Source organism: Myroides sp. TSA_177.3 (assembly GCF_052691955.1).
Genome location: NZ_JBQZGD010000030.1, coordinates 1 through 21,118, shown reverse-complemented (window position 1 = coordinate 21,118; position 21,118 = coordinate 1). Strand labels below are relative to the sequence as shown.

The window sequence follows — 21,118 nt, the reverse complement described above, 5'->3', positions numbered from 1 at the left end:
AAAATTATATCCTTTTTTATTGTAAAAAGAGATTCCTCACTTACTAATTCTACCACATTCCCTGTTCGGTGCGAATTTCTTCGATCATTGCAGGATAATCAGGATACCCGAAGTAGTTATTCTTCCTCAAATATTCTAATAATTCTTCTCTACTATCTTTTAAATACAACTGAGAATATAAAGCACTATAATGACTTAATCCAGGAGATAATGCCGCTATATCTGGGTTTTTATCATATATTTTCTGACTGTAATAACTCAGATGAGCGAGTAAGAACATTCGTATTTCTTTTGTCAAATCTTCATCTACCTGTCTATTATCCGAAAAAAACATATTATAATAATCTATCGTTTCCTTACTGTTGAGATTAACTATAAATTCCTGTATAATAAAGGGATATATATAGTCCTCTGTTCCATTAGTAAGCGTTACAAACTGTTCCAATAACCGCTTATTGAACAAAAACTTTTTATCAAAACCGCGATAGGTACCAAAAAAAGAATATGGATTTGCAAAGAGACTTCCGCCATTTGTATAAGCACCTGTATAACTATCCTCAAAATACCTAAACGTTGTTTTGATATCATAGTTCAGATAGCGCTCATACGAGGTCTTGACATCTTCCAGATAAATCTGAGTCAATCGATCGTCTCCATAGTAACCAAATCGCTCATAAAGCATGGTCAAATAAGTAGGATTATTTAAATACAACCAGTTAAGTCCGATATTACTTTTGTTAAATAGATAATCGTTTTGATAATAAATACTCTCTCGAAAATACAATACCCAATTCTTGGGATCATACATTTCATCTTCTGTTTTTATGCTGTCATCATCCGTATTAGATTGTACAGGATTTTCTATATAATACATAGTTCCTGGAAATTGATTAAAATCATAAAAACCAGGGGCATATAAAAATTGAAAGTCTTTTACGCCAAAAACATAATGAGGCATCTCCAAGAGATCATCGTCATATAAACTAACGGCAAAATCATCGTCTAATTTTAGAATTCCGCCAGTTCTGGAAAAGCCTAGTATATCCGAATTAACAACCATGGGATATCCATTAACTACCGTGCCATCATAATGAAATACTTCTTTGAGGCGTTGGGTATAAACTGCTGTGGATGGAAATTTAAAGTGTTTCGATAGCAACCAGCTCTTTAATACTGCAAAGATATTATCCATATTGTGAAAGTAATTATATCCTTCATAAGATATCATCATATCACTATCTCCATTCTTTTCTATTTCTATTTTACGATCTTCTGTTACTTTTTGCTTGATGTGCTTTCTTAAAACAGCATACAAGGCTTCTTTATTTACAAAATCAATAGTATCTATATTGACTCTCACATTTTTTGCATTCATATCATTAACACTGTGTATTTCGATTTGCCTTAATTCTCTTTCTTTTTGAATTACCTCCAGCACGCTATCTCTTTGTTGTTGGGTAACAAGCTTTTTTTCAATCGTCTTCTCCTGTAGGTTTTCTTGTGCAGGTGTACTGCGCTCTGTGGAAGTTGTTTTTCTTCCTTGGCAACTCAATAGCATCAGTATGCCTGCAAATAAAATTAGCCCTCTCATGTTTTTATTTTCTTTGTTCTACTATCATTAAATTATAATCTAACCCCCGCACATGTAGATGATCTTTGTGACCAGCCATAATTTTACAATGGTTAAGTAAAAATTTATGATCTCCTTTATATTCAAATTCAAATGAAAACATTTGATTTTCACCTCGTGCAAACCCATAGCGATAAAGTGCATCATTAAACTCTATTTGTTTTTCTACATCAGAATCCTTAACTACCAACCCACCACTATGTAAGTTTCTATTTTTAGGTACATAACCTAAATCGCATATCCCTCCGTTAAGGTGTTCTTTACTTGGTTCAGGGTATCCCTTATAACTACTTGCTCCATTAAAGGAAACATAATCACAATTCATATAGCACATTGCACCCAATAAGGAAGCTAAAAAATCAGGATTAATGCCATAGCGTTTATACTCTTGCGATCTATCTTCTCTAAATTTCACCACGAGTCGATCAACTGCATCTCCTCCTTCATCGTATCCCGTAAATTGCATAATATTTTCTATCATCTCAATCATATCCTTCGGATCTGAAGTATGTATTCTCCCTTTTGCATCTACTGTCCTGGTATAAGATACTTTTGGAATCATTTTCACTCTCAATACACATAGCTCATGACGTTTATTATTTTTATCTATATAAACGTACTTTCTATAATCTGGACTCTTATTATTCCCTTCTTTGGGAATGATTTTTTTGACATACCTATCCGTTTCTAAGGCGTGATAATACATTTCATACGTAATAATTTCTTCTTCTGAAACACTACTTGGGGTTATTCTCTTATGTGCTGTACACGCTGGAACATAAAAGGCTGAGGATGCTTTATTTGTATAGGATTTTGTCTTCTTGGCATAAGAGTCATCAAAAGTGTTATTACCTATCGCTGTCCATACTTCTAAAACTTCTGTATTTATATCGCTTTCTTCATTTCTTGGTAATTTATTAATTAACCAATTCAACTTCATCATCGCAAAATATCCCATACCTGCCAAGGTACCTATCTCTAAAGTGTCTCTGACATGATCACTTCCAGATTTGGTCCTAATATCTGTGGTAATCTCCTTATTAATAACATCTTTAATTTCGCTTTGAACTTCATCAAAGACTCCTCTTCCTGTAATTTGAATCAATCCACTACCTCGATAGTTTACTCCATCTTCTTCACTGGTATTTCCATTTTTATCTTTATAGATAAAACCCGCAATTGCCTTTGATTTCTCGCGTCTCACTCCTTCAAAGGAATCAAAATAAACTACTTTTTCCCAAAGGGCTTTTGATTTGAAAATTCGATTTTCATATCCCTTTTTGTCATCTTCTATCTGTATATATAGTGTTTTATCTCCTCTATTTACAGTTGCATACCAATTGTGTTTTTGATAATTACTATCTCCTGATTGAGCGCTATAAACATCGGATTGCCAAACCTTTTTTTTTGATTCAGCATTATATACCATACCACCACTAAAAAAGGTTGAAGGAAAATTTCTTAAAAGACTCAATCTCGTATAGTACAAATCCTCTTCAGTTGAATTATAGCGCCCCAATATAGAAGTCCCCGCTTCTACAGAAGCTGCTGCAAAAAAGTAAGCTTTCTTTCTACAGGTATCTAAGGAGAAGTACTCCATGTACTTTGTATAAGTTGCTGCAACTTGCTTTAAAGCATCAGGGGTAGCATCAGGGAAAATAGTCTTTAATTGCTCTGGGGTAACTACTGCTCTACAATTCGGACATCCTACTTTGTTAGTAGAAGATGTATTTTGCATAGCGTTACCAACCTCCACCTTCACCGGTACCCTCTTTTTATTCCTATTCTGTACCTCATTAAAGATCGGATCAATAGCCAACTTGAGCTGTTTAAAGTAGTTTTTTACTCCTTTTTTTTCCGCATTGATCTTAGCATTATTGCGTTTTATTCGGGCCTTGTATTCAGATAACGTTTTTATTTCAAGATCGATCGCCTTGATTTTTTGTTCAAGTTGTTCGTGGATTTGTACAAAGGGATCCACTGTTTGATTGAAAGATTTACTCCCTGGAGTTATTCCTTTTAAAGCGGTTCCCATGCGTTCTTGATTGAGAACTTGTTTCTGCTTCTGATCCGCTTTCTTGTTCTTCAACGCTGTGATATACTTCCCTTCATCTTCATCCTCTAGTTCAATGATACTATCGTCATTCTTATACCGAACTCCTAAGTTTTCAGGATACATCCTAATTGGAGCGAGTAAACTACCAGCGCTACACGTACTTCTCCTTTTCGGCGGTTGTCCCTTTAGCTGATTGAACTCCTCTTGGTGCTCTCCTCGCCATTGGTAGAGAATAAAGTAAAACAAACGAGGATTTTTCTTATTGCCTTTGTCTTGCTCGTGCGTAGATGATCCATACACAGCACTTGAGGTAGGAAGTTGAATGTAATTGACAATTTCCGTTTCATGTCCCACTACATTATAGCACTCAATAAATTTGTCCTCTCCTATTTGATTCTCGTAGAGGTGGATTTCATAAATGGTCTGATCTGTTTTCCGTTCAAAACCTTTATAGAGATGAAGCGCAATAGAAGTCTGATCTGTATATTGAACAATTGCTTCTAAACCTTTCTTGTCCTTATCGACAAAATGCCCAACACAATACGGCTGGTCTACTAAAATAGCATAGCTCCCCGAAGACATACTTTGATTGGGAAATACATGACCCTTTCGAAATTCAGTGTGGTATACTGCTTCATTTTGATTCTCACAAGGTACTTCTACCTCAGAGAGGGTAAAGTAAAAATTAAAGATTTTATCTTTGGCTTGTTGTTGGTCAACTACCTGCTGCAAATTCTTCCAAAAGGCTGAGTCAACTCCAATCGTTTTATTTAGTACACCATTGCGATCAAAAGTAACGTCTTGGCTATAGATTAAGTGGTGTCGCTCCTTTTCGATGGTTGCATCTGTCTGAAAGTACTTTAAGATGGTTCCTCCATTGGTGCGGTTGTCCCACCAAAAATGGAGTTTACCCTTCTTATTTGCCCATCCCTCTACTGTTGCAGCGATGCCAAAAATTTGCTTATAGCCCAACCGCGTTGTTTTGTGTTTGCCATCGTGAAAAGACCACTGTTTTATTTTGCCTTTACAGCTGTTTAAAACCACCTCAACAGGAGCACTTTGCCCCAGCTGAATGCTCAAAAAATACATTCCTTCATCAGCCAAGGTGAGCGACAACTCTGCGGTACTACCTGTAAAGTAAACAGGCGTAGCACCTATTATCTTTGTTATCCTATTTCCTATTTTTATGGTTCCTTTGATTTGATTAGCACCTTTGCTCATATAAGAGATACCATAGAGCAACAAAGGATCTTTTTTACTTTTACTCTGAGCGATATAAGCGAAAGCTTCTTCTTTGGATGTATGGAAATTCAATACACTACTCCAAGCTGAAATATCAGGTATTACAGCCTCATAACTATAATCTAAAGGCATGTTTATATTAATTACAATACCCTGATTGACAAAAACAGCGTAATTTTTCCCTTCTTCTTTTACTACAGCATTCCTTAGTGTGACACCTTCTATTTCATTGTCTAGTACTTCAATCTTTTTCTCCACCTTCTCAATTTGATTCCCATAAAAACACTGTAAGGTATAAGTGCCTACTTCTTTAAATTCAAATTCATGGGTAACGCCAACTTCACTCACTTCATAAGTTCTTCCTTTAGGACTGCGTAGTCTCCATTTTATTTTAGCTGTATCTAACCGACCTCCACGCTTTAGAATAGCTCGAAACACAGCAATACTTCCTCGGCGAATACGGCCCTCTACGGATTCAATCGCTAAAACTTTGTCCCCCACTACTTCAATCGTTTGCGTGAACGCCATTAATTCCTGGCCGTCTTGTAGCACTTTAATTCGAAACAATCCTGAATTTACACACTTGAACTTTGCTTCTAATTTGTTAGCCGTTTGGGTATAGCGTTTACTGCCATTGATGGATTCGATTACAGCATCGCGATAGATATACTCCAGAGATTCTTCACCTGTTTTAGCAACAGAACACACCACTATAGTCAGGGTGTTTAGCACTGCAGGTGATAAAGGAAGATCACTAATCACGGTAAGTATAACCTCCTCTCCAACAAGAATAGCTTGATCAACAACGTTTAAACGAAGGGCTAGGATACTCGCTTGATCCACGACCTGAATGTAACAGTATTGATCTTTATAATAAGACCAGGTTGTACCTGCCATTTTCTCTCGGGAGCTCGCATCTATAATATAGTGGCCACTTTTGGTAAAGACAAAACCAAAGGGATTAGCCACGCGTTTATATCCTTGATAAAACACCTTCTCTTGATCTGTTGGAGGGAGCTTATAGGTTTTCGAAATTGAACTTTGTCCTGCTGTAAACACTCCATTCTCTAGTATTTCGGTAAGTCCCCAGCTGATATTTTCTCCTCTTCGCTTGTGTGGATCCGCTGTGTTAACCTTTGTCGTAGCGCTAAACTCAACAAATTGTCCTTTCAATACATAGAAAGCGCGAGTATTCCCTTCGCTCATTGGGGTTAGTACAACATCCTCACTAGGTATACATTCTAGTTGAGCTACATCACTGACATATTCTTCGGGGTATTTTTGTTCTTCTAGTGGGAGTTCCTCATAACTCAGCAAAACATTAATCACACGCATAGCAACAAAAGCATCTTCTACTTCTTGTACCTCATCGTTGTCTACATCGACAGTTTGACCATGGGTCATAAAAGTCAACGTTCCGCCAAGGGTACAGCACAACGTTCCAGTTTCTGTGAGGATAGCTTTACCTGCTACTTCTGGAAATTTGGTATTATTAGGTACTATCCAATTCCCTTGAGGAGCGTAGGTACAAGTTTTATCCGTGCCTTTTTTATAACTACACGTAATAAAAGGAGAAACACCTTCTTCAAACGCAGTATCTTCAACTGTAGCGACTAGTTTATCAGCACCCTTATCATTGATGCTGTACTTCTTTTGAGAAGTTACCATCAAGGTTCCCTTGGCTGAAGGATTTCCATCACAGCTACAAGTAGCACCTTTACAAACCACATATTGTGCTTGTACACTGTCATCGGAGGGAATAGCTTGCATTGGAGCATCTTGATCGGATAGCCCTACAGTAATTCTATTGTCATTTTTCATGGTTATTTTCTTTTCTTCTAGCTGTAGATTTCCTTACGTTATACTTTGGTGATTGTTATGGTTGACTCATATAGCACACTACTTCCCTCTGTATATCTTTCTTTTTGGACAAGTTGAACAAGCGCTTGATTGCAATCATACACACTGTCACATTGTTCTTCATGGTCGAGTTCTTCCTCTATATTCAACTTCCATTTCCTCTTTATTTCTTCTAGTTCAGCAGCTGTTTTTTTGCCTTTCCCTTGTATCGTTCTGCCTTTTTCTGTTTGTTCGATCTGATACTGATGATTAGTTTTTCCCACTTTTGTATATTTTCCCGTATTGTAATTTTTTACGTACTCACCTATATTGTGCTTGATCCAATAGTAAAAAAAGGAATCTTGATTAATTTTTGCACGAAACAGCTCTTCATTCATAAGAACTTGTTCTAATTGGGCAACTAACCCCAAAATACGAGTACCTGTATACATCTGTAGAAGCTTAAACTTTAATACCGTAGTCCAATAATCTTGTATTGCTTGAAGGTTGACAATTTTCTTTATTTCTCCATCTTTATTTATTGATAGCTTTAACTCATCCCATAACGAACTCGTTAACATGATAGCTTCCATATAAGGATTATCTACTATTGGTGAGAGAACTTGAGGCGTTCGCGTAATGATATAATGGGTATCAAACCATCCTTCTACTTTTTTGATTGCTGTAGTATAGCGAATCTCTTGTCGTTTGTTACCTTGGACAATCTGATTCAAAACTTCATATTTCATCTCCTTATCTAAAAAAGAAAAATACACCTGTACACTCCTATCCGTAGCCATTAAAACATTTTTACTTTTTTAGTACTGAGCACTTCTACTTCAAAACTGGAGGATAGTTGTAAATTATCAGCGGTTGCCTCTATGCGACCTACTTTACTTGTTACGAAATACTCTTTGGTTTCTAAACTTGTTCGAGCACTGATCTGGGTATAACTATCTTTAGCCGTTAGACTAAATCCACTACCAGCGGTCTGTTCTATATTGTGTTCTGCTTGTAAAACAATATTCTCACCTGCAGTAGCTGAGATATTGTCACTGGCCTGAAATTGAATATTTTTCGCCGTAAGGAGGATATTTTCTGGTGCGGATACTGTAATGCTTTTTCCAGTAGTATCAAGTACGATACAATTTCCACTGGCGTCGAAAATCTCGATAGATTCCTCTTCTGTAAACTTTAATGTATGACCACTACGCGTTTGAATACTCTTGATCTGGTTATTTGATCCACCGCCAGCAGCGGTTCCACCGTGAAATAAACTTCCTAGAACAAAAGGACGATCTGGGTGATTATTGACAAACCCAACCATGACTTGATCACCCTTTTCTGGAATAAAAACCATACCGCGATTTCTTTTTACAGCAGGACTACTCCCTGCATCTCCACTCATTACGCGAATGAAATCGGTTTGTTGACTAGTGTCTTGCCAGTTAAACTGCACTTGTACCCGTCCTTTCCCTTCGGGATCTTCATTGCTAACTACAATACCTATTTGTTGCTCCGTGATTGGCATAATAAAAAAAGACTGTGGAATATACCCTGTTTGTGCATCTACTGCTTTAAACTTTCCAGTATATTGCCCTAAAGCATCTACAGTATGTTCAATATCCGTAATAACTAAAGTTGTGAAATGGCGACTCACTTTTTTATTGGGGTGCAACATGTTTAATTCCACTACACATCCAGGATATAAAAAAGGAATCGTTGTGACTCCCGTCGTGACAAACACCTGAATTCCTTCATTACCAATTACCCCTCGTTGTGCGTATAAAACATCTTGATCTGTGGAGGCTTTCAATGGAGCTTGTTGTAATGAAGGAGCTTTAAAAATTTCTTTGGATTGCGCATAAGATGACTTAGCCAATGTGCCTTTTACATCCAAATCTGTTTCATCTTCAGCATGTAAGTGCTCATTATTAAAACTGTTATATCCATAAAAATCACGATTGACATGACGAGCTTGCATGCGTATTTCTACCTGACTAACATCGCGTCCATAAACTAGAGAAATGGGAGGAGCTCCAATAGGTAACTCTCCAAAATGAAGAATTTCTCCATCATAAAAAAACTGTTCTCCATACATAGCAGCTAATCGTGCCAAATAATTATAAGCCGTTTCATTATACTGACAACTATAGGTCGTACGAATTCCCCTAGACAATTTTATTTCAGACTGGAAAAATCGATTCTGATGATACCCTTGATTGAGAATTTCATTGACAATATCATCCAATGAAACAGGAGTTGTCCCTCCAAAACTCTGCATATGAGGAGCTTGATCCAAAAGAATAGTCGGACTATTGCCTTTGAAAATTAAATATCCATCATTTCCATGGTCTTGGTCAAAGCTTACTTGCGTAATAACCCCTGAAAAAAAGCGCTCAGGTTTGTCTACCAAATGCTTGTAGCGAATAGAAACCAAAAGATTTTTACCCAATAATTCTTGGGCTTCTTCCATCTGATACGTTTCTTTGTTTCCCAAGCAATCAGGGCTAAACGATACTGTAAACGAATGATGTGTCTGTGTACTTTGTATCAGTTCAAAGTTTTTATAATTAATCAGCTCCTTCCCTTCTACTATAAACTTGACCTCTACTAATTGATGTATTCCTGGTATATAGTGTTTGGCAATTGCTGTTGCATTACTATTATTATTGAGGGGTTTAGTCGAAAACAAAGAATCCTCTGTCGATTCCGTATATGTTGAAAACATATCCTTCATTGCGTATTATGTGTTGAATGATTAATAAAATAATACGAATGGATAAAATGACCTAGATACCCTAAAACCTCAATTGCAATTATCTTTTTATTCTCTTATTGGTGATCCAATTTGACGAACTTAGTTCATAGCGCTACACAATAAAATCTGAAATAAACTTAAGCAAGAGCCCTTATTCTGTTTTAAAAAAACAAGGATAACTTTCTTATTTTTAAGGTCCACAAGGGTATACTAGTATACCATAATCCAAACGTTTGCATTCATCCTAGTATCAAAAAGTAAACCGTAATGTAGAGGAAAAGCGATCTATATTTGATTTGAATATGTAATTACACTACTTTCTTCGATTATTGATAGAAATAAATTTTGTCTCCCCCGAGACCTCTATATTTCAGGATTATTGATTTTATTCAAAAAAAAAGCGCAAGGAATAGAATCCCTTGCGCTTTAGTTCTTATCTACGATAAAATAGAAATTTCCTATTTACTTTAAATACTCAAAAAAATTAGTGAATTCTTGTAGGAATAACACCCATAGAATAATAACAATCGTTCCGACAAAAGCACCGAACATCCCTCCTAACCTAAAATCCTTTTGTTTCAACATACCGGTACCAAAGACAATAGCATTTGGCGGAGTAGAAACGGGTAAAAACAATCCACAAGATGCACACAGTCCCACAACTAACCCTACAGGCAATAGTTGATCCGCAGGTAATACAATAGCAGCAATATTAATTAAAATCGTTGCCGTTGCAGTACTACTCATAATATTGGAAAATAAAACCGTAATAACTGCAAAGACAATCATCATCATCACCACATTAAATTCTGCACCTGCTAAAAACTGGGAGTAATAAGGAGCTAATAACTCTTTAATTGCAATCCCCAGTGATAAACCTCCAGCTACAAGCATCAGTGTATCCCACGGTAATTTACGCACATCTTCTGCTGTGATGATTCCCAACATCGGCAAGAACATAATAGGTAGCATGGCTGCCCCTGCTGTAGGAATATGGTACTTTGTTCCAAACATCCACATGCCTACGGTTATTACTAAAATTACAATGACAGCTAAACGTTGTAAGCGCATACTATTCGTCATTTCCAACGCTTGATTGACAAAAGATACATCTAACCCCTTCACTTTCGAAGTGTATTTTTTCACTACTGCCCACCAAAATCCAGCTAATAAGATTACTGCAGGAACTAATCCTAAAAATAACCATTGCGTAAAGTTTACGGTAAAGCCTTTGGTTTTCAACACATCTACAACGATTAAATTAGGAGGAGTAGAAACCATACTGATCATTCCTGCAAAAGTTGCAGCAGCGGGAATACTAATTAAAATGGCTTTAGACATAGGAGAATCCTTTCCTTCTCTTTCAATTAAAGGCATAACTGAAGCCAAAACCATCGCTGCCGTAGCAGTATTTGAAATAATCAGTGATAATACCGAAGTAACTAAGATAATTCCGAGTACTAATTTATTGGGATTCGAACCAAAGAGCGCAATCGTCTTTTTAAATAAGGATAAATCGAGGTTGGTTTTTCGCATTCCTTCACTGAGGAAAAACCCTCCTAAGAAAATCCAGATAACACTATCAGACCAGGTAGAGGAAATCTCTTGTGGAGAGATAGTGGCTCCTTCAATATTTCCCATCGTATAGACTAAGAAACCAATAATCATGATTCCCACAGCAAAAGGCGGAATCGCCTCAGTAGCCCATAGTAAAATCGAGAATATCAGAATAAAAAAGGTATACTTCTGTGCCTCAGAAAAAACATCTGGCGTTAAGAAATAAGTACCAAGAAAAGCAAGGAGCAAGGAAAAGAAAAAAATACCAACACGTGTTTTGATATTCCATACATTCCAAGAGGCTTCTATTAACAATTCACTATAAAAGCGAATCCCAGTTCGTATTTTTCGAATCTGGTCAAAGTAATCAAATTCCATAGCGTTCAATTTTCCTTACAAAGCTACGAAATAACTAACTGAAATTTATTTTAACAATTACACAAATAAAGTCCTTTGTATTTTTCATAAATCAACCCGAATAAAACAACATAAAAAAAGGAAAGCCTTTACGACTTTCCTTCTTCCCTTACTAATTCAATTTACAAACGATCTTTTTCTTGCATATCCAGTTCTTTACTGCTGTATTTTACCTTTTGATTCCCCAAATTATAGCGCAATCCAATGGCAACTCCTTGCGTATCCATATAATCTTTGAAATAATTATACTGATTAGCATATTGTGTTTTAATAATCTGTCGGTCACTTCCAAATATATTATAGACATATAAATTCGCTGACCATTTCTTCTGATTAAACTCTCGACTCATAATAAAATCCGTGCGTTGATAACCGCTAATTTTGAAAGAACCTTGTACCGTTGGCGTGTAAAAATTATAGGTCAACATCGCCTTCCAGTTGTTTTCTTTATCCAGATTTACCGTTGTATTCAATCGACCTCCAAACACAAAGGCATCATTTTTATGTAACTCTTTATCTACTCCATAGAAATAATCTTCCTGTTGTTGTAAATAGAGAAAAGAGCTAATAGACCAACGGGGTAAAATCTGATAGGAATAGTTGGCAACCATCCCCATTAATTGGCGTTTATCAATATTGGTATAATGATAAATCAACATATTTGTTGCATCTTCTTGATATGAAATTTCCATGGATGGATTAATCTCTTTATTGTAGAAGAATTCAATATTCAATTGATCAAAGGTATAATTCAAACTAAAGTTATGGCTAATCGCTGCTTTCAAATCAGGATCTCCTTGAAAGTAAGAAAATAAATTATAGTAGCTTTTTGCTGGGTTCATCCACGAATAAGAAGGGCGATCAATGCGCTTACTATACGACAAACTCAATTGTTGTTGATCTGTGAGGTCATACTTTACATAAGCTGTCGGAAATAATTTAAAATACGATTGATTATTGGCTCCCATTCCTGTACTTCTAGTTTGGATACCTGTATATTCTCCTCTCAACCCCACTTTTGCTTGCCATTTCTTCCACTGTTTTGTTACAGAAGTATAGCCCGCCCAATTAATTTCTTGGTAATCAAAAACATTACTTTTCTCTGGGTTATGGGAAAAATCGTCTACTTCTCCATCAAAAAAGTCTAATAAATACGTTGCTTTTACAATGCTGTACTTTCCTCCTAACTCCCATTTTGTCGATTCCTTATCTACACTATAGTCAAGACCTGAAACTGCCAAACGCGTACGCTGTCTATCTTTCGTACCAAAGAAACGCTGATCTTCAGGTTGATCTTTGAAGTTTAATTTTGTCAGTACATCTTGATTGTCTTTCTCATTATCATACGTAAAATAAGAGGACCATAGTAAATTTTTTGAAGGACTGAATTTCTTTTCCACTAATGCATATCCTGTATAGGTATCCATATTTGATCGTTTCTTATTGAGCGTAGTATACGATGATTCGATTATATTTTCTGGATTATAAATTGAAGTCGGAATCTCATAATCTCCTTTACTTTTTTCATTGATATAGCCATTTCCTCCAAATGTAAGTGTCAATGTGGTATCTATTTTGATATCCATTTCCGCTTGAAAACTATGTTGTCCTTTGATTTTGTTTTTACGTGTCATTACACTACTCCATCGCTCTCCATTTTCATAAAACACATTATCTTCATTGTAACGCACTCCAGTACCATTGCCAAAAGAGTAGCTCCCCGAAACATTGATTTTTTCACCTGTATAGGTATGTTGTGTACTCAGCGTGTTATAGGCATACGTCGTTTGCTTGAAACGTTCGCCAATACTCCCTTTATATCCGAATAGATTATTCTTTTTTAGCTTAATATTAAGCACTGCATTTCCTTGAGCTTCGTATTTCGCTGGTGGATTGGTAATTACTTCGATTGCTTCTACTTGTGTACCATCAGTTCCCTCCAATAATGATTTCAATTGATCCCCTGAAAGCATTACTTTCTTATCATTAATTGTAACCAAAATGCTTTGGCTCCCTCTGATACTCAAGTTATCTCCAATTGCATTGACGCCTGGAGTTTGTTTAACAATATCCCACGCATTTGTGGTCGCCAAGGGCGTATCTTGTACATTAAACACTAAACGATCAATTTCGCGTTTGATTGTTGGTCTTTTTGCTGTGATAACGACTTCCTCTAAAAGGGCATTATCTTCAACTAAATGAACAATTGCAGGCAATCCTTCCGTCAAAGGGAATACTTGAGATTGAAAACCAACATACTGAAATTCAATTGCACTAAAATTTTCTTTTGAATCAACTTGATACTCTCCTTTGTCATCGGTATAAAAAGAAGTAACAACACGTCCTTCCTCATCTTTTAATAACACAGTAACAAAAGCTAATTCCTCTTGTTTAGCATCGACTACTTTACCTTTTCTCAAAACTGTAGATGACTGTCCTTGAACGAGTATACTCATCATCAATAGGAAAAACAATACAACAATACGTATCATATACTTTTTATTTTCAAGCAAAGATGAGGGAAAAGGAATTGAATGCGGGTTAATGAACGGTTAACGAACGGTTAATGGCAATTAGAGCAATTGTTATCCACATTTTTAACCTAAATTTGTACGTATGAAGTATTCTAAACCAAAGTATTATCTCATCGCTTTCAGTTTATTCTATCTTTTTTTGATTGGAATAATGGTCTTCTATTTTCTTCAAGTATTGGATTTGAAGAGAAAAGAAGTGCACAAAATTGCACATGATAAAATTGACGAAATAGAAAGCCTTCTTGCTTTTGAGAAAAAAACAAAGAAAAAGGATAATGTACTTTATCATGCTGTATTAGACTTATTACAGAAAAAAGCCACTATAGAAGAAATTAAAGAACAACATGCTTCTTATTTTGTATCCACAAGCAAAGATGCTACACATAAAATAGATAGTGCTTTTGCTGATTTGGGCTATAAGATGGCTTATCGAATTGATTTGACGCATGTCATTCTTAATTCAACCAAAGAAAATGTCCTAAATGCTCCAGTTACAATCTTAGAAACAGAGCAAAAAATTGGGCATGCGCATCGCGTGAATTCTTCTGAATGGGAAGTGGAAGAAAGCAGCAAAAATAAATCCGATGAACCTTGTGTAGATTGCCCTGAAGATTACTCCAATCACTTTATTGTAAAGCAAGAAAAGTACATTGAAGTACTCAATTTCAATAGTATTGCATTGCGTGAACTCGCTCCGCTATTACTAGCCTCTTTTTTCATCTGCATGTTTATTTTAATTCTATACTTCATTACGTATAAAACAATTAAGAAGAAGGAACAAGAAGTGCTAAGTTTACACAATATGGTAGACAATGTTTCCCATGAATTTAAACTACCGATTGCTACTTTAAAATACGGATGCAACAACCTCAAACAAGAGTATGATTCTCCTACTGTAGCATTAATCCAAAGACAAATTGATCGCCTAGAGCGTTTACAAAATCAATTGGGCGTGGTATCAGACACGGATGAATTTCCTTTTACTCATGCAAATTTCACCCAGCTCATTGAAGATTTAAAACTGAGAAATCAAACGATTGATTTTAAAATTTCATGGCAGGCAGATGAAGAGATTCAATTGCCTCAAACAGCCATGGAAACGATGATATTGAATCTTGTGGAAAATGGAATTAAATATGGTGGTACACAGCTTACTTGTGCCATTCAACACAAAGAAAATAAGTTGTATATTGAAGTTTCAGATAATGGGATTGGAATTGAAAAAAAGGAACTAAACTTTATTTTCCGAAAATTCTATCGCATTATACACAACAATGTACACAATACATTGGGCTTAGGTATTGGTTTATATCAAGTGAAACAAATCGTTGAAAAATACCAAGGCAGTATTCAAGTAAATAGTAAATTAACAGTAGGAACAACCTTTATTATTTGTATTCCTTATGCATAATATTCTCCTTGTTGAAGATGATATAGACTATGGCACTGTAGTGAAACAGTATCTAGAAATTAGCGGTTTTAATGTGATTTGGACACCCTCTTCGACAGAGGTAGCTGAATTATTGCAACAACATCATTTCCATTTGGCTATTTTGGATATTATGCTTCCGATTAAAGATGGCTTTACTTTAGCCAAGGAAATACATCAAAATCATCCCAATATTCCTTTTCTATTTCTGACGGCTAAAAACCAAAATATTGATCGTCTACTGGGTTTAAAATTAGGTGCAGCAGATTATATTGCAAAAACTTGTGATCCCGAAGAACTAAAACTCCGTATTGACAATATTATGCGCCATACTCCCATTGAAACGTCAACTGTCTATCACTTGGGAATCTATACCTTTAACCCGACTTTATTGCGTTTAGAACATGCAAAGAAGATCTATCAACTAACAGAAAGGGAAAGAGATTTACTTTTGCTCTTTATCCAACATGATCAATCCATTTTAGAACGGGAAGTCATTTTAAATCAACTCTGGCAAACGGCAGATTATTTTAATGGAAGAAGTTTAGATGTATTTGTAACGCGCCTGCGCAAATATTTATCAGATGATGATAATATACAGATTAGCAGTATCCGCGGGGTGGGTTTTAAAATTAACTTAGCGCGTTAATCGTAGCTGAACTGTTGAAAGAAATCGTCTTTTAAAGTGGTTTTATCTTGGATTTGAAGCAAGGCTTGTTGGCTTTTTTGCTTCCATTGATCTTCCTTTGTTTGTTTATACAATTCATATGCAGTCAACGCATAATTGGCTAGATAATCGGTTGTAGCACCAAAATGCTCCTTGCTCTTTTCAAAATACTCAATGGCCTTATCGTATTGTGTATTCATACGCAATAAAATCGCTTTAATAAGGTAGATTTCTTGCTCTCTTGTTGGCGTTAAACCACCTGCATTCTTATATTTTAATAAGGTACGATCTGTATTGACCAATCCTTCTACGAGATCACCAATAGAAGTGGCAGTTAGGCTTAATCCATAATATCCCTCTGGACTATTGGGAAAGTCGCTTTTAATTTCTTCGTATTTTTTTCGGGCTAAACCGACATTTCCTATACGCAAAGCTGATTCTGCTAAAGCTATTTTAAACGACAAGGTAGGCTTAGTGGCTAAACTATCCGCATAATACAAATAAGTATAAGCGGCATCGTCTTTGTCCTGTTTGGTCAAGGATACTCCTGTGTAATAATAAGCATCACACAAACTTTTATCGAGCTGAATAATCTGAAAGAATATCCTTCCTGCTGTATTGTAGTATTCCGGTTTTTCTAAAGCAGAAAAACCCATGTCATACAAGGTATTAATTTCTTGGTTGTCCGTTGGGCAAGACAGTGTTACATCAGTATGCGTAGAAGTTTCTTGAGCAAATCCCGTTACTCCTAGTCCTACTAACCAAGTCAATCCTACTATTTTGTACCAGTTATACTTCATACACCAAAGGTGTTTCTAAAGTTGCATCCTCATACTTGCGCTGTTCTTGTTCTTCAATTCGATCTGTGAACAAAATACCATTCAAGTGATCGTATTCGTGTTGCATAATTACTGCTGTATATCCTTCTACTACTTCTTGATAGTGATTCCCTTCCAAATCAAAATACGTAATTTGGACAGCTAAACTACGGTATACAGCATCATAGCGATCTTCGATAGATAAACACCCTTCTTCTCCTTGTTGCAATACAGCAGAATACCATGTGATTTGAGGATTAATAAAAAACTCAAATGGTTCATTGGCTTTATCAAAACGCTTCACTAAGAATAGTCTTCTATTTAATCCCACTTGAGGAGCGGCAATACCAACACCTGCGCGATCACCATCCGTTACCGTTTTAAACATACGTGCAATTAACATTTTCACATTGGCATCTTGAGGGTCGATTGCTAAACAATTACTTTTAAGCACTTGTAGTTCTGCAGGAACAGTATCCTGATATACATACATCGGTTGCGTTTGATCTCCTTCAAAAATTAAGGCTAATTCTTCTGTCGTTAAGGAATTACTTACTGTCATGTCGGTCTTATTTCGAAATCTAGGGAGTAAAAATACTATTTCTAACGTTAGCAAAAAAAATAAAAGCCAGAGATTACGCTCTGGCTTTTTATAATTTAAGCAGCAGGTACTGCTGTTTCTTCTTTTGGTTTTTCTTCTTTTGGTGTTTCTCCTGTAGGAGTTGTACTTTCTCCTTCTGGCGTTATTCCATTCACTTCGCCTGCTTCTGGTTGTTCATCTTCATCTTCCTCATCATCATCCGTAGCTCTTCCTAAAACTTCACTTGGTTTATAACGTCCCAATTTGATTTTAAAATCATCCGAGGTTCCTTGAATCTTCATCGGAATTCCAATAATTCCCATTGGTGGTAATCCTAATCTAAATCCAATATTCATCTCACCATCTAAACTTATCTGTCCTTCAAATCTAGGTCTAAATCCAGCCATCTTCATACGAGTTCGTTCAATCGTCATGACATTGTCTTGAATTGTTGTCTTGATTTCAACATCTTTTGCCTTTCCTTCTTCTAAAGATTTTGTATTGGTTTCTTTTGCAATTGCTCCAAATAAATTAAATCCTTTGAATTCAATATTTTCTAAAGTCAAAGATCCTCCTCCAACTAAAGAACGAAACACAGGAAACATATTTTTGTCTAAATCTCCCTTCAATTTATAATCTAATGAAACTTGGCCATAGGCATCTTTAGCCATACTAACCATTTCTCTAAACAACGTGATTTCTTTATATGCACGTTGAATATCAAATTCAGAAGCTTGAATCGCATAGTCAAATTTCGCTTTTCTAAACCCGGTTGGTTCATAAGTACCATTCATACTTACTTTTGTTCCTATCAATCCAAAATTAGTATTTTGAAGGTCTATCTTACCTGCATTGACCAATAAACTACCTGTGAAATTATCTAAATTATATTCGGTATACTTTATTTTCTGAGCGGTTGCATCAAAAAGAATATTTAAATTCTTAGGTACTTGGATTACCCCTGTTCCAGAAGAAGATGCAGTTGCTGCTTTTCCAGAAGTACTTTTAGAATCAAACATCATGAATTCATCTACATTAAAATAAGGGCTCTCAAAAGTGAACTTTCCTTTTAACGTATCCTCTTTCAAAATATAGTCAACAACATTTGTCAAATATCCCTTCATGTTAATTTCTGAACTACCATAGGTAGCCACAAATTTCTCGAAGCCCATCTTTTCTTTAAAGAACTTAAATACGCCTTTTTTGATATGTAATGGATAAGGAAACATCTCCGAACGGATACGAATATTATCTACTTCAAACTTCCCTCCATTTTTCAATTTATCAAAATCACCCTTAATCGCATCACTTTGTAATCCTTTTAAGAATAAGCTCGTAATAATTTTCCCGTGAACATCAATACCGTCTACTTTAAAAATCTTATAGATATCTCCAATATTAATTGTCCCTTTGGATTGAATATTGTAATTCAAATTATTTAGGTTATATAAACTTGCAGCCAATTGGAAAGGCTCTTTTGCAATTTTAAAATTAATTGGCAAAACCTCAATAGACAAGTCATTAATAGAACCTCTCGAGCTTTTAATAATCGTGTGAATTTGAATATCTTCAATCGGTAATTCTGGTAAGCGCTTCAATTGTACGTATCCATTATTCAGCTTAATTTCAGTATTAAGTACAGGAAAACGCTTGCGCTTAGGTTCGTAACTTCCTTTTACAGTTCCATCAATCATGAAGTTCCCTCGTAAGACAGCTTCATCAAATGGAATGAACTCTTTAATATTCTCAAAGTCAACATTCGCTTCTATGCGAGCATCAACATCGTATGTAGTCAAATTATTTACCGCAAAATGCCCTTTAACGAAATTATCCATCGCCAATAGGTTCAAATTATCTATGCGGAACTTAATATCTTTGATTTTTTCTGTTGGTCCTTCTGCTTTAACGTCAAAGCTTATTTCTTTTAACGCTTGTGGCAAGCTATCTAATTTGAAGTACCCATTGCGAATCATTCCATCAATAGTAAACGTAGGTATACTTGTAATGACAGTATCGCGTTTTACAGTACGAAGTGTTCTCGTTTCAACAACGCCTCTTGCGAATTGTCCATCAACGTTACCTTTCAACTGCAAGTCTCCTTTCAAATCGAATCCCGATACTCCTAGCGCCTGTTGAATAAGATCAAGATCCATATTCAAATCCATTGCACTTTGCACAATTGGTTTTTCAAAACCTTTGGTATGTAAAGTAAAGTTACTTTTGCGTCCTGCGATTGAAAAATCAAGCTGATCAATCAGTACCTCGCTTTGCTCCATATCCAAAGAAGGCATTTTAAATTGAAATTTCAACGCCAAATCTTTAATTGGATCCATTACATTCCCATGCTGAATAACTCCATTAGCGATAGCTAAATCTAAGTTAATCGAAGGCATAATCGTATCCAAAGCTAAAAACTTACCTTCTAACTTGAATTTTCCATCCACTACTCCTTCAAATTTTGTTTGATCCAACCACGATTGGTATTCTGGCGGTACTAAAGAGAGAAGCTCATTTAAGCTTGCTTGTTCTGTATTGATATCAAACAACATATCATACCCATTCTCAATAAAACCAAAACGTCCAATAAAGCTGACCAATAAGTCTTTAATTTTCAAATTGTTCTTCTGAAATTCAAAAGTTAATGACTTGGTATCAATTAAAGTTTCTAAATCTGCTAAGATTGGTTTCTCTTTGACATAAAATACATTATCAAAACTAAAATCAAACGAGTGAATGCGGATTTTACTCTTCAACTGAAACACAGCTTCACTCATATTTCCACTACCTAAGTAATCAAAATTAACGGCAGAAAAATATAAATTACCTGCTTCATCGCAATAACGCAATAAGGCATTTTTTATTTCCAATCGATCAATCTGTAAATCAAACCCTTTATCGTCATCTTCCACTTCGTCAGTAGGTTTCATGACCATATAGTTTGCTTCACCTTTCTCATTAACCAATAAATCAATCACTGGAGAATCAATGAAAACACGATCAAAACTAATCTTCGAGTCCATTAAACTCATCATATTAATTCCAAGCCCTAGTTCTTTAGCCTCCAATAACTTCATTGGTTGTAGAGAATCAACCTGAACGCCTTCAATACTAGGCTTCACAACAGTTGCAGTTAGATAAGGGAAATTCTTAAAAAATGATACATTGATATCCTCAAAGGCTACTTCACCTTCGATTGAATCCGCTAATAATTTTTTAATTTCTTCATTAATTGTATCCTTAAAGAAAACAGGTACAATCAACATTAACCCCAAAATAAAAACAACCAAAGCCCCTAAGGCAATAGCTATTCGTTTAACAACTTTTTTTCCAGAAAACCCCATACTTTAACTCTATACAAATTGCGTACAAATAAACAGATTATTTCACAAATTAAGACACAAAATTAGAACATCTTATTCATTTAGAAAAAGAAAAATATTTTTTTCGCATACAGCGATTATTGTGAGAAAGGTTTTTTGTTCTTTCGCTTCTTTGCTTTTTTGTGGTGTATTCAGTGATACGATATGTATCATGTAAGAAGGCCAATTGCCATTGGCCCATACGTCCGTTTCCTCTCATCGTCTTACC

Annotated in this window: 11 protein-coding genes; 2 read left to right on the top strand and 9 right to left on the bottom strand. The window is 35.7% G+C overall.

Features of this window, described 5'->3' with window-relative positions:
• Window positions 1-49: 49 nt before the first annotated feature.
• The 6 genes from ACUTSE_RS17060 to ACUTSE_RS17035 all read right to left on the bottom strand — a co-directional run bounded on the left by ACUTSE_RS17060 (window position 50) and on the right by ACUTSE_RS17035 (window position 13,994).
• On the bottom strand, window positions 50-1,591 hold the full coding sequence (locus ACUTSE_RS17060) for a hypothetical protein (RefSeq protein WP_445641114.1): 1,542 nt from the start codon (window positions 1,589-1,591) through the stop codon (window positions 50-52).
• Between the two features lie 4 nt (window positions 1,592-1,595).
• Entirely contained in the window at window positions 1,596-6,749 is a 5,154-nt protein-coding gene (locus ACUTSE_RS17055) for a PAAR-like protein (RefSeq protein ID WP_445641113.1), read from the bottom strand.
• 38 nt (window positions 6,750-6,787) lie between these two features.
• On the bottom strand, window positions 6,788-7,567 hold the full coding sequence (locus tag ACUTSE_RS17050) for a hypothetical protein (protein ID WP_445641112.1): 780 nt from the start codon (window positions 7,565-7,567) through the stop codon (window positions 6,788-6,790).
• Entirely contained in the window at window positions 7,567-9,498 is a 1,932-nt protein-coding gene (locus tag ACUTSE_RS17045) for a type VI secretion system Vgr family protein (RefSeq protein ID WP_445641111.1), read from the bottom strand. The genes ACUTSE_RS17050 and ACUTSE_RS17045 overlap by 1 nt, the downstream gene beginning before the upstream one ends.
• Window positions 9,499-9,990: 492 nt before the next feature.
• Window positions 9,991-11,463 (bottom strand): SLC13 family permease, encoded by a 1,473-nt coding sequence (locus ACUTSE_RS17040; RefSeq protein ID WP_445641110.1) that lies wholly within the window; start codon window positions 11,461-11,463, stop codon window positions 9,991-9,993.
• Between the two features lie 161 nt (window positions 11,464-11,624).
• Window positions 11,625-13,994, bottom strand: coding sequence for an outer membrane beta-barrel family protein (locus ACUTSE_RS17035; RefSeq protein ID WP_445641109.1), 2,370 nt, complete (start codon window positions 13,992-13,994; stop codon window positions 11,625-11,627).
• Between the two features lie 124 nt (window positions 13,995-14,118).
• On the opposite strand from ACUTSE_RS17035, the gene ACUTSE_RS17030 reads away from it, so the two are divergent.
• Entirely contained in the window at window positions 14,119-15,447 is a 1,329-nt protein-coding gene (locus ACUTSE_RS17030; RefSeq protein ID WP_445641108.1) for a sensor histidine kinase, read from the top strand.
• On the top strand, window positions 15,440-16,114 hold the full coding sequence (locus tag ACUTSE_RS17025) for a response regulator transcription factor (RefSeq protein WP_445641107.1): 675 nt from the start codon (window positions 15,440-15,442) through the stop codon (window positions 16,112-16,114). Before ACUTSE_RS17030 ends, ACUTSE_RS17025 begins: the two co-directional genes overlap by 8 nt.
• Here ACUTSE_RS17025 and ACUTSE_RS17020 read toward each other — a convergent pair.
• The 3 genes from ACUTSE_RS17020 to ACUTSE_RS17010 form a co-directional block, all read right to left on the bottom strand.
• A complete protein-coding gene (locus ACUTSE_RS17020; RefSeq protein WP_445641106.1) occupies window positions 16,111-16,932 on the bottom strand; it encodes a tetratricopeptide repeat protein in 822 nt (273 codons plus the stop codon). The two genes, ACUTSE_RS17025 and ACUTSE_RS17020, sit on opposite strands and share 4 nt — an antisense overlap.
• Complete coding sequence (gene def, locus ACUTSE_RS17015; protein ID WP_445641105.1) at window positions 16,922-17,512, bottom strand: peptide deformylase; 591 nt, start codon at window positions 17,510-17,512, stop codon at window positions 16,922-16,924. Before def ends, ACUTSE_RS17020 begins: the two co-directional genes overlap by 11 nt.
• Before the next feature lie 95 nt (window positions 17,513-17,607).
• Window positions 17,608-20,871: an AsmA-like C-terminal region-containing protein gene (locus tag ACUTSE_RS17010; protein WP_445641104.1), complete on the bottom strand. Its 3,264-nt coding sequence runs from the start codon at window positions 20,869-20,871 to the stop codon at window positions 17,608-17,610.
• Window positions 20,872-21,118: the final 247 nt, after the last annotated feature.

Excerpts from the sequence above, each read along its gene's own strand:
- ACUTSE_RS17060 (WP_445641114.1), bottom strand. The coding sequence starts at position 1,591 with ATGAGAGGGCTAATTTTATTTGCAGGCATACTGATGCTATTGAGTTGC.
- ACUTSE_RS17055 (WP_445641113.1), bottom strand. The coding sequence starts at position 6,749 with ATGAAAAATGACAATAGAATTACTGTAGGGCTATCCGATCAAGATGCT.
- ACUTSE_RS17050 (WP_445641112.1), bottom strand. The coding sequence starts at position 7,567 with ATGGCTACGGATAGGAGTGTACAGGTGTATTTTTCTTTTTTAGATAAG.
- ACUTSE_RS17045 (WP_445641111.1), bottom strand. The coding sequence starts at position 9,498 with ATGTTTTCAACATATACGGAATCGACAGAGGATTCTTTGTTTTCGACT.
- ACUTSE_RS17040 (WP_445641110.1), bottom strand. The coding sequence starts at position 11,463 with ATGGAATTTGATTACTTTGACCAGATTCGAAAAATACGAACTGGGATT.
- ACUTSE_RS17035 (WP_445641109.1), bottom strand. The coding sequence starts at position 13,994 with ATGATACGTATTGTTGTATTGTTTTTCCTATTGATGATGAGTATACTC.
- ACUTSE_RS17030 (WP_445641108.1), top strand. The coding sequence starts at position 14,119 with ATGAAGTATTCTAAACCAAAGTATTATCTCATCGCTTTCAGTTTATTC.
- ACUTSE_RS17025 (WP_445641107.1), top strand. The coding sequence starts at position 15,440 with ATGCATAATATTCTCCTTGTTGAAGATGATATAGACTATGGCACTGTA.
- ACUTSE_RS17020 (WP_445641106.1), bottom strand. The coding sequence starts at position 16,932 with ATGAAGTATAACTGGTACAAAATAGTAGGATTGACTTGGTTAGTAGGA.
- def (WP_445641105.1), bottom strand. The coding sequence starts at position 17,512 with ATGACAGTAAGTAATTCCTTAACGACAGAAGAATTAGCCTTAATTTTT.
- ACUTSE_RS17010 (WP_445641104.1), bottom strand. The coding sequence starts at position 20,871 with ATGGGGTTTTCTGGAAAAAAAGTTGTTAAACGAATAGCTATTGCCTTA.